The following is a 7659-nucleotide window of genomic DNA, read 5'->3' as shown; positions in this document are numbered from 1 at the left end:
CCAATGACGACACTGCCAATTTCCGCCTGCATTTCTTCACCCGCATGCTGTTTTCGGCCCTTGTGGATGCGGATTTCCTCGAAACCGAAGCATTCTACGACCGGGTGTCGGGGCGGCAGAGCCCGCGGGGGTGGAACGGCGCCCTCGAGGATCTGATCAAGGCGCTCGATGCGCACCTGTCGCGCTTCGGCCCGCCAGTTGGCGAGATCAACCGCCTGCGGGCCGAGATCCTGACCCATGTGCGCGCGCAGGCGGACAATTCGCCGGGGCTCTTCACCCTGACGGTGCCGACGGGTGGCGGCAAGACCCTGACCTCGCTGGCCTTCGCGCTCGACCATGCCCGGCGCCACGGGCTCGAGCGGGTGATTTTCGTCATCCCCTATACCTCGATCATCGAGCAGACGGCGGATGTGTTCCGCGCCGCCCTCGGCGCCGGCGACGGCGTGCTTGAGCATCACTCGAGTTTCGACTGGGAAGGCGTGGATGACCCGCACGAGGAAGAGCGGATCCGACTTGCCGCGCAGAACTGGGACAGGCCGGTGGTCGTCACCACCGCGGTGCAGTTCTTCGAAAGCCTCTTTGCCAACCGCCCCGCGCGCTGCCGCAAGCTGCACCGGATGGCGAAGGCGGTGATCGTGCTGGACGAGGCGCAGACCCTGCCCCTGCGCCTTCTGCGCCCCTGTCTTGCGGCGCTGCAGGAGCTTGTGCGGGGCTATGGCAGCTCGGTCATCTTGTGCACTGCCACGCAACCGGCCCTGCTGAAAGGGCGCGAGGGGGACGGATTCCCCGCGCCGGAAGGGCTGCCGCCAGGCGAGGTGCGTGAACTCGCCCCTGATCCGCCGCAGCTTTACGAGGCGTTCCGCCGAGTGCGGGTGCAGGATGCCGGCACGCTCGATGACGAGGCCCTCGCCGCCCGCCTGCGCGATGCCGATCAGGTGCTGGCGATCCTCAACAACCGCAATCATGCCCGCGCCCTGTTCGAGGCCTTGCGCGATGCTCCCGGCGCAGCGCTGCTGACCACCTGGATGACGCCGGCGCACCGCCGCGCGGTGCTGGCCGATATCCGCAAGCGGCTCGCAAATGGCGATCCGGTGCGCCTGGTCGCCACCTCGCTGGTCGAGGCCGGGGTGGATGTGGACTTCCCCCAGGTCTGGCGCGAGGTGGCGGGGGTCGACTCCATCGCCCAGGCCGCAGGGCGCTGCAACCGCGAGGGCCGGCGCGAGACGGGCGAGGTGTTCGTCTTCCGCTCGGGCAGCGATTTCAGGCCGCCTGCCGATCTGGGGCAATTCGCCGAGGTGGGGGCGGCGGTGCTGGAAGAGCACGCCGATCCCCTCTCGCTCGAGGCAGTGCGCGACTATTTCCGCAAACTCTACTGGCGGCGCGGCCCCGAGCTGATGGATGCGGCCGAGGTCGCGGGCAATTCCGGCATTCTCAAGGCGCTTGCGGAAGCCGGCAATCAGCTGGATTTTCCCTTCGCCGACATCGCCGGCGCCTTCCGCATGATCGAGGATGGCAGCCTGCCGCTGGTCATCCGCAGCGGACGGTGGGGAATCGCGCCCGATACGCTCAGCCAACTGGAGCACAACCCCCACGCGGGCAGCGTGGCGCGTGCGCTCCAGCCCTTCACGGTGCAACTGCCCGCCCGCCAGCGCGCCGAGCTGCTGGCCGCCGGCGCCGCCAGCTTCTGGAACAGCGCGGCCTTCGGCGACCAGTTCGCGGTTCTCGACAACCCGCGTCTCTACGACGAAACCGCCGGGTTCTCGCCCGAAGACCCGGAAGATCTGGGAGGAACGATCCTGTGAGCTACGGCATCCGGCTGCACATATGGGGCGATTACGCCTGTTTCACCCGCCCCGAGATGAAGGTCGAGCGCGTCTCCTACGACGTGATGACGCCTTCGGCTGCGCGGGGCATTCTCGAGGCGATCCACTGGAAGCCGGCCATCCGCTGGGTGATCGACCGCATCCATGTGCTGAAGCCGATCCGCTTCGACACCATCCGCCGCAACGAGGTGGGCCACAAGATCCCCGCCACGAAAGTGGCGACCGCCATGAAGCGCGGCAGCACCGAGGGGTTGCGCCTTGTGGTCGAGGAAGACCGCCAGCAACGCGCCACGCTCGCGCTGCGCGAGGTTGCCTATGTGATCGAGGCCCATTTCGAGATGACCGAAGACGCAGGCCCCGATGACAACCCCGCCAAGCATCACGACATGTTCCGCAGGCGCGCCGAAAAGGGGCAGTGCTTTCACCGCCCCGCCCTGGGCCTGCGCGAATTCGCCGCCGATTTCTCCTGGGTGGACGAAATCCCGCCCTCGGCGCTGCCCGACGACCAGAAGACCCGCGATCTGGGCTGGATGCTCCACGGCATCGACTTCGCCAACGGCCGCCGTCCGCAGTTCTTTCGCGCGCGACTCGAAGACGGGGTTCTCGATGTCGCCCGCGCCCGCAAGGAGGGGCTGGTGCAATGACCATCCTGATCGAACTTGCCCGGCTTTACGAGCGGATGGAGCGTCAGGGAAGGGCCCCGCCGCCGGGCTACTCGATGGAGAATATCGGCGGCGAGGTGGTGCTGGCCGAAGACGGCCGCGTGCTGTTCATCAACCGGCTGGGCGGGACGGATGACAAGGGAAAATGGCGTGACCGGAAGATGGCAGTGCCGGCCGCGGTCAAGCGCACCTCGGGCATCAAGCCGAACCTGCTGTGGGACAAGACCGAATACAGCCTCGGCATCACCGCTCTGAAGGATGACAGGACCCGGACCGTGCTGGACGAGGACGGCCACCCGCAACCCCTTTGCGATGCCACCACCCGGCGCAAGCACTCGACCTTCGTCGAAGCGGTCCGCGCGCTGATCAGCGACAGCGACGACCCGGGCCTGGCCGCCTTTCGCGCCTTTCTGAACAGCTGGGATCCGGCGCGTTTCACCGAAGTCGCCGAAACGCCCGACTTGCTCGACAGGAACCTGGTCTTCCGCCTCGAAGGCGATACGCATGAAGACGGCACGCCGCGCCATCTTCACCAGCGTGAAGCCGCCCGGCGCCTGCTGGCACGCAAGGAAGGCGGGGAAGAGGAGGGTATCTGCCTGATTGCCGGCCGCCATGCCTCCATCGCCCGGTTGCATCCGGCCATCAAGGGGGTTGCGGGCGCGCAGAGTTCAGGGGCGGCGCTGGTGTCGTTCAACCTCGATGCCTTCACCTCCTTCGGCCATGAACAGGGCGACAATGCCCCGGTCTCGGCCGAGGCGGCCTTTGCTTACGGCGCCGGGCTCAACGCGCTGCTGGCGCGCGAGTCCGGCCACAACCTGCGGGTGGGCGACACCACCGTGGTCTTCTGGGCCGAGGCGCCCGAGGCCGAGCGGGCCGAAACGCTCGATGCGCTGCTGATGGGCGCGCTGAACCCGCCCGACGATGCGGCCGAAGCCAATCGCCTGCGCGCCCTGATCACCGACATCGCCGCCGGCCGCGCCCCGGCCGAAGCGTCGGGGCTTGATCCGGCGACGCGGGTCTTCATCCTCGGCCTCGCCCCCAATGCCGCCCGGCTTTCGGTGCGCTTCTGGCATCCCGGCAGGCTGGGCGATTTCGCCGCCAACGTCACCCGCTTCTGGGAGGATCTGGCGCTGGAGCCGCCGGCTTGGAAAGGCCCGCCTGCCGCCTGGTCGCTGCTCTACGAGACGGCCATTCGCGCAGGCGGAAAACCGAAGGCCGACACCATCCCGCCCCGCCTTGGCGGCGATCTGATGCGCGCCGTGCTCACCGGAACCGACTATCCGCGCACCCTGCTTTTGGCCGTCATCACCCGCATCCGCGCCGATGGCGACATCAACGCCCGCCGCGTCGCCACCATCGCCGCTCATTTCCGCCGCAACCTGGAGGAGGAGAAATTTCCAATGTCGCTTGACCGAGACACCCTCGACCCGGCCTATCGGCTGGGCCGACTGTTCGCCGTCCTCGAACGCATCCAGCAAAGCGCACTCCCCGGCCTCAACGCCACCATAAAGGACCGCTACTTCGCCGCCGCCTCGGCCACGCCGGCGCGGGTCTTTCCGCTCCTGGTCAAGACCGCCACGCATCACCTGTCGAACCTGCGCAAGGGGGACGGCGGCGGGCTGGCCCATTGGTTCGAGGCCGAGATGGGCGAGATCTGGGCCGGGCTGCCGCCGGAGCTGCCCCGCAGCCTGAACCTTGAAGAGCAGGGCCGCTTCATTGCCGGTTATTACCACCAGCGCTGGGCGAAGAAGGACGAAACCGCCGCCGAGGACAGCGCCGGCCAATCCCCTGACGCCCCCCCCGACGAAACCGAAGGAGCAGACAAATGAGCGCCCCAGCAACTCCCATCGCCAACCGCTATGACTTCGTCCTGTTCTTCGATGTCGAGAACGGCAATCCCAACGGCGATCCGGATGCCGGCAACCTGCCGCGCATGGATCCCGAGACCAACCACGGGCTGGTGTCGGATGTCAGCCTCAAGCGCAAGGTGCGCAACTTCGTGGCCGAAGCCATGGCGGGCGAACCGGGGCATGAAATCTACATGGCCGATGGCGGCGTGCTCAACCGCCAGCACGCGCGTGCCTATGAAGAGCTCGAGCTGAAACCGGCCTCGAAGAAGCTGCCCAAGGAGGAGGAAAAGGCGCGCAAGATCACCAAATGGATGTGCCGCAACTTCTACGACATCCGCACCTTCGGGGCGGTGATGACCACCGAGGTCAATGCCGGGCAGGTGCGTGGCCCGGTCCAGATGACCTTCGCCCGCTCGGCCGAGCCGATCCTGCCGCTGGAAATCTCCATCACCCGTTCTTCGGTGACCAACGAGAAGGACGTGGACAAGAAACGCACCATGGGCCGCAAGCATATAGTGCCCTATGGCCTCTACAAGGCCCACGGCTTCATCAACGCCAAGCTGGCCGAGCGCACGGGCTTTTCCGAAGGTGACCTCGAACTGCTCTGGCAGGCGCTGTGCAACATGTTCGAGCTCGACCGCTCGGCCGCCCGCGGCATGATGGCCACCCGCAAACTGATCGCCTTCCGCCATGACAGCCCGCTGGGCAACGCCCATGCACATGAACTGTTCGACCGGGTGAAGGTTTTGCGCTGCCACAACGGCGAATGCCTGCCCGTGGGCGACAGCCCCTTCGACAACTGGCCGCCGGCGCGGGCCTTCTCGGACTATCGCATCGAGATCGACCGCGATGGCCTGCCCGAGGGTGTGAGCATTGTCGAACCCTGCGGCCCCTGCGCCTGAGAGCATCCCGATCTCGGCGCTGCAGCACTGGCTTTTCTGTCCGCGGCAATGCGCCCTGATCCATGTCGAGCGACTCTGGGCCGAAAACCGTCTGACCGCCGAGGGGCGGGTGCTCCACGCCCGCTCCGACAGCGGTCGGGCCGAGAGGCGACCCGGCGTGCGCATCCTGCGGTCGGTGGAGATCGCAAGCCGACGGCACGGCATTCACGGGCTTGCCGATGTGGTCGAACTTTCCGGCCGTCCGCCGCGCCCCTTCCCGGTGGAATACAAGCGCGGCCGCCCCAAGGCACACCGCGCCGACGAGGTGCAGCTCTGCGCCCAGGCGCTCTGCCTCGAGGAGATGTTCGCCTGCACCATTGCCGAAGGCGCCCTGTTCTACGGGAAGAACCGGCGCCGCAAACCGGTGGCCTTCGATGACGAGCTTCGCCAGCTCACCATCTCTGCCATCGCCGAGGTGCGCGCCTTGTTTGCGAGCGGCGCGCTGCCTGCGCCCGAATACGCGCCCCGGCGATGCGATGCCTGCTCGCTCAACGCGCTGTGCCGGCCGAAGCTGCGCAAAAGCGCGGCCCGCTGGCTGAGCCGCGCCATCGCCCGGGAGGAGCCCCCATGAAGAAGCTGCTCAACACGCTCTATGTCACCTCCGAAGGGGCCTGGCTGAGCAAGGACGGGCGCAATGTCGTGGTGCGTATCGACGGCGCCGAACGGGGCCGGTTCCCGGCCCATCTCCTGGGCCAGATCATGTGCTTCGGGCAGGTGGGGCTGTCGCCGCAGCTGATGCATTTCTGTGCCGAGGAAGGCGTTTCCATCACCTTCCTGTCGCCTCACGGCCGCTATCTGGCCCGCATCGAGGGCCCCCAGAGCGGCAATGTCCTCCTGCGGCGCGCCCAGCACGAGGCCACCCGCAACGAGCGCGCGGCTCTGCCCGTGGCCCGGGCCATGGCGGCCGCCAAGCTGGCCAACCAGCGCGGGGTGATCGCCCGCAGCCTGCGCGACCATGGCACGGGGCTGGCCGCTCCCGTCCGCGAGGCGCTCGAACGCACTGTCGCCCAGCTTGGCCGCAGCGCCCGCCAAGCGTTCGCCTGTCCCGACATGGACAGCCTCCGCGGCCTCGAGGGTGACGGCGCCAATGCCTACTGGGCCGTGTTCGGCCATCTGATCCGCAACCCCGAGTTCGGCTTCTCCGGCCGCAACCGCCGTCCGCCACGCGATCCGGTCAACGCGCTTTTGTCGCTGGTCTATGTGCTTCTCGCCGCCGACTGCCGCGCCGGGGCCGAAAGCCATGGCCTCGATCCGCAGATGGGCTTTCTTCATCGTGACCGCCCCGGCCGGGCCAGCCTTGCGCTCGATCTGATGGAAGAGTTCCGCGCGCCGCTGGCCGACCGCCTCGTGCTCTCCCTGATCAACCGCCGCCAGCTTGGCCCGCGCGATTTCCGCCGCGAGGAAACCGGCGGCGTGTTTCTGACCGATGACGCCCGCACCACCGTCCTGACCGCCTGGCAGGAGCGCAAGCGCACCACCCTGCGCCATGACTTCATCGAGGAAACCGTGCGGCTCGGCCTGTTCCCGCAGCTTCAGGCCCAGCTTCTGGCCCGCCATCTGCGCGGCGACCTCGACGCCTACCCGGCCCATGTCTGGAGATGAGCCATGATGGTCCTGATCACCTATGACGTTCGCACCCGGGACGCCACCGGTCGTCGCCGTCTGCGCCGTGTTTCGAAGGCCTGCCTCGATTATGGTCAGCGGGTGCAGTATTCTGTTTTCGAATGCGAACTGTCCCCGGCCGAATGGACGGCCCTGCGTGCCCGTCTGTGCGATCTGATCGACCCGGAGGTCGATTCCCTGCGCTTCTACATGCTGGGGGCCAACTGGCGTCGCCGTATTGAGCATGTGGGCGCAAAACCGGCCACCGATTTCGATGGCCCGCTGATCATATGACACGGACAAACAGCTTCTGGCGCGCGAACCTCCAGTGCCCATGAGCAGTCAGGAGGGTTCGCATGTCGACCCATCGGCTGAAAAGAAACAGAGTTTTTCCCGGGAACCGCCCGAGCAGGCCAGATGAAAGACAACAAGTGAGGGGTTCGCAAAACCGGTCATGTTTCATTATGCGCGTCAGAATGTTACAAGCAACCTGTCGCCCCCACCACGGGGGCGTGGATTGAAACTTGAGAACGACATCAGAACCCTTGATAGTGGCCATGTCGCCCCCACCACGGGGGCGTGGATTGAAACATGCTGGTTTGTGGGGATTTCAACGCGCGGCCCCTGGTCGCCCCCACCACGGGGGCGTGGATTGAAACACTTTCCCCAACGCCCACGGGCGGCGGGAACAGGCGGTCGCCCCCCCCACGGGGGCGTGGATTGAAACACCCTGACCGCGCGCCGCATGGCGGACGGCCTGTGTCGCCCCCACCACGGGGGC

General features: G+C 67.1%; 7 protein-coding genes. All 7 read left to right on the top strand.

Annotation, left to right across the window (positions count from 1 at the left end; all coding sequences use genetic code 11):
• Positions 1–1802: CRISPR-associated helicase Cas3' (gene cas3, locus AC1HC7_RS16735; protein WP_479499246.1), on the top strand; the 1802-nt coding region annotated here is incomplete at its 5' end.
• A complete protein-coding gene (gene cas5c, locus AC1HC7_RS16730; RefSeq protein WP_479499245.1) occupies positions 1799–2467 on the top strand; it encodes a type I-C CRISPR-associated protein Cas5c in 669 nt (222 codons plus the stop codon). The genes cas3 and cas5c, both read left to right, overlap by 4 nt.
• Positions 2464–4314 carry a type I-C CRISPR-associated protein Cas8c/Csd1 gene (cas8c, locus tag AC1HC7_RS16725; protein WP_479499244.1) on the top strand — a complete coding sequence of 617 codons (1851 nt, stop codon included), beginning with the start codon at positions 2464–2466 and terminating at the stop codon, positions 4312–4314. The genes cas5c and cas8c overlap by 4 nt, the downstream gene beginning before the upstream one ends.
• Complete coding sequence (gene cas7c, locus AC1HC7_RS16720) at positions 4311–5237, top strand: type I-C CRISPR-associated protein Cas7/Csd2 (RefSeq protein WP_479499243.1); 927 nt, start codon at positions 4311–4313, stop codon at positions 5235–5237. Before cas8c ends, cas7c begins: the two co-directional genes overlap by 4 nt.
• Positions 5209–5847 carry a CRISPR-associated protein Cas4 gene (gene cas4, locus AC1HC7_RS16715; protein WP_479499242.1) on the top strand — a complete coding sequence of 213 codons (639 nt, stop codon included), beginning with the start codon at positions 5209–5211 and terminating at the stop codon, positions 5845–5847. The genes cas7c and cas4 overlap by 29 nt, the downstream gene beginning before the upstream one ends.
• A complete protein-coding gene (gene cas1c, locus AC1HC7_RS16710) occupies positions 5844–6878 on the top strand; it encodes a type I-C CRISPR-associated endonuclease Cas1c (protein WP_479499241.1) in 1035 nt (344 codons plus the stop codon). Before cas4 ends, cas1c begins: the two co-directional genes overlap by 4 nt.
• A 3-nt stretch (positions 6879–6881) precedes the next feature.
• Entirely contained in the window at positions 6882–7172 is a 291-nt protein-coding gene (gene cas2, locus AC1HC7_RS16705; protein ID WP_479499240.1) for a CRISPR-associated endonuclease Cas2, read from the top strand.
• Positions 7173–7659: the final 487 nt, after the last annotated feature.

The sequence above is a fragment of the Oceanicella sp. genome (assembly GCF_056449545.1).
The sequence above is the reverse complement of the archived record's forward strand: the minus strand, read 5'-3'. Positions and strand labels throughout refer to the sequence as shown.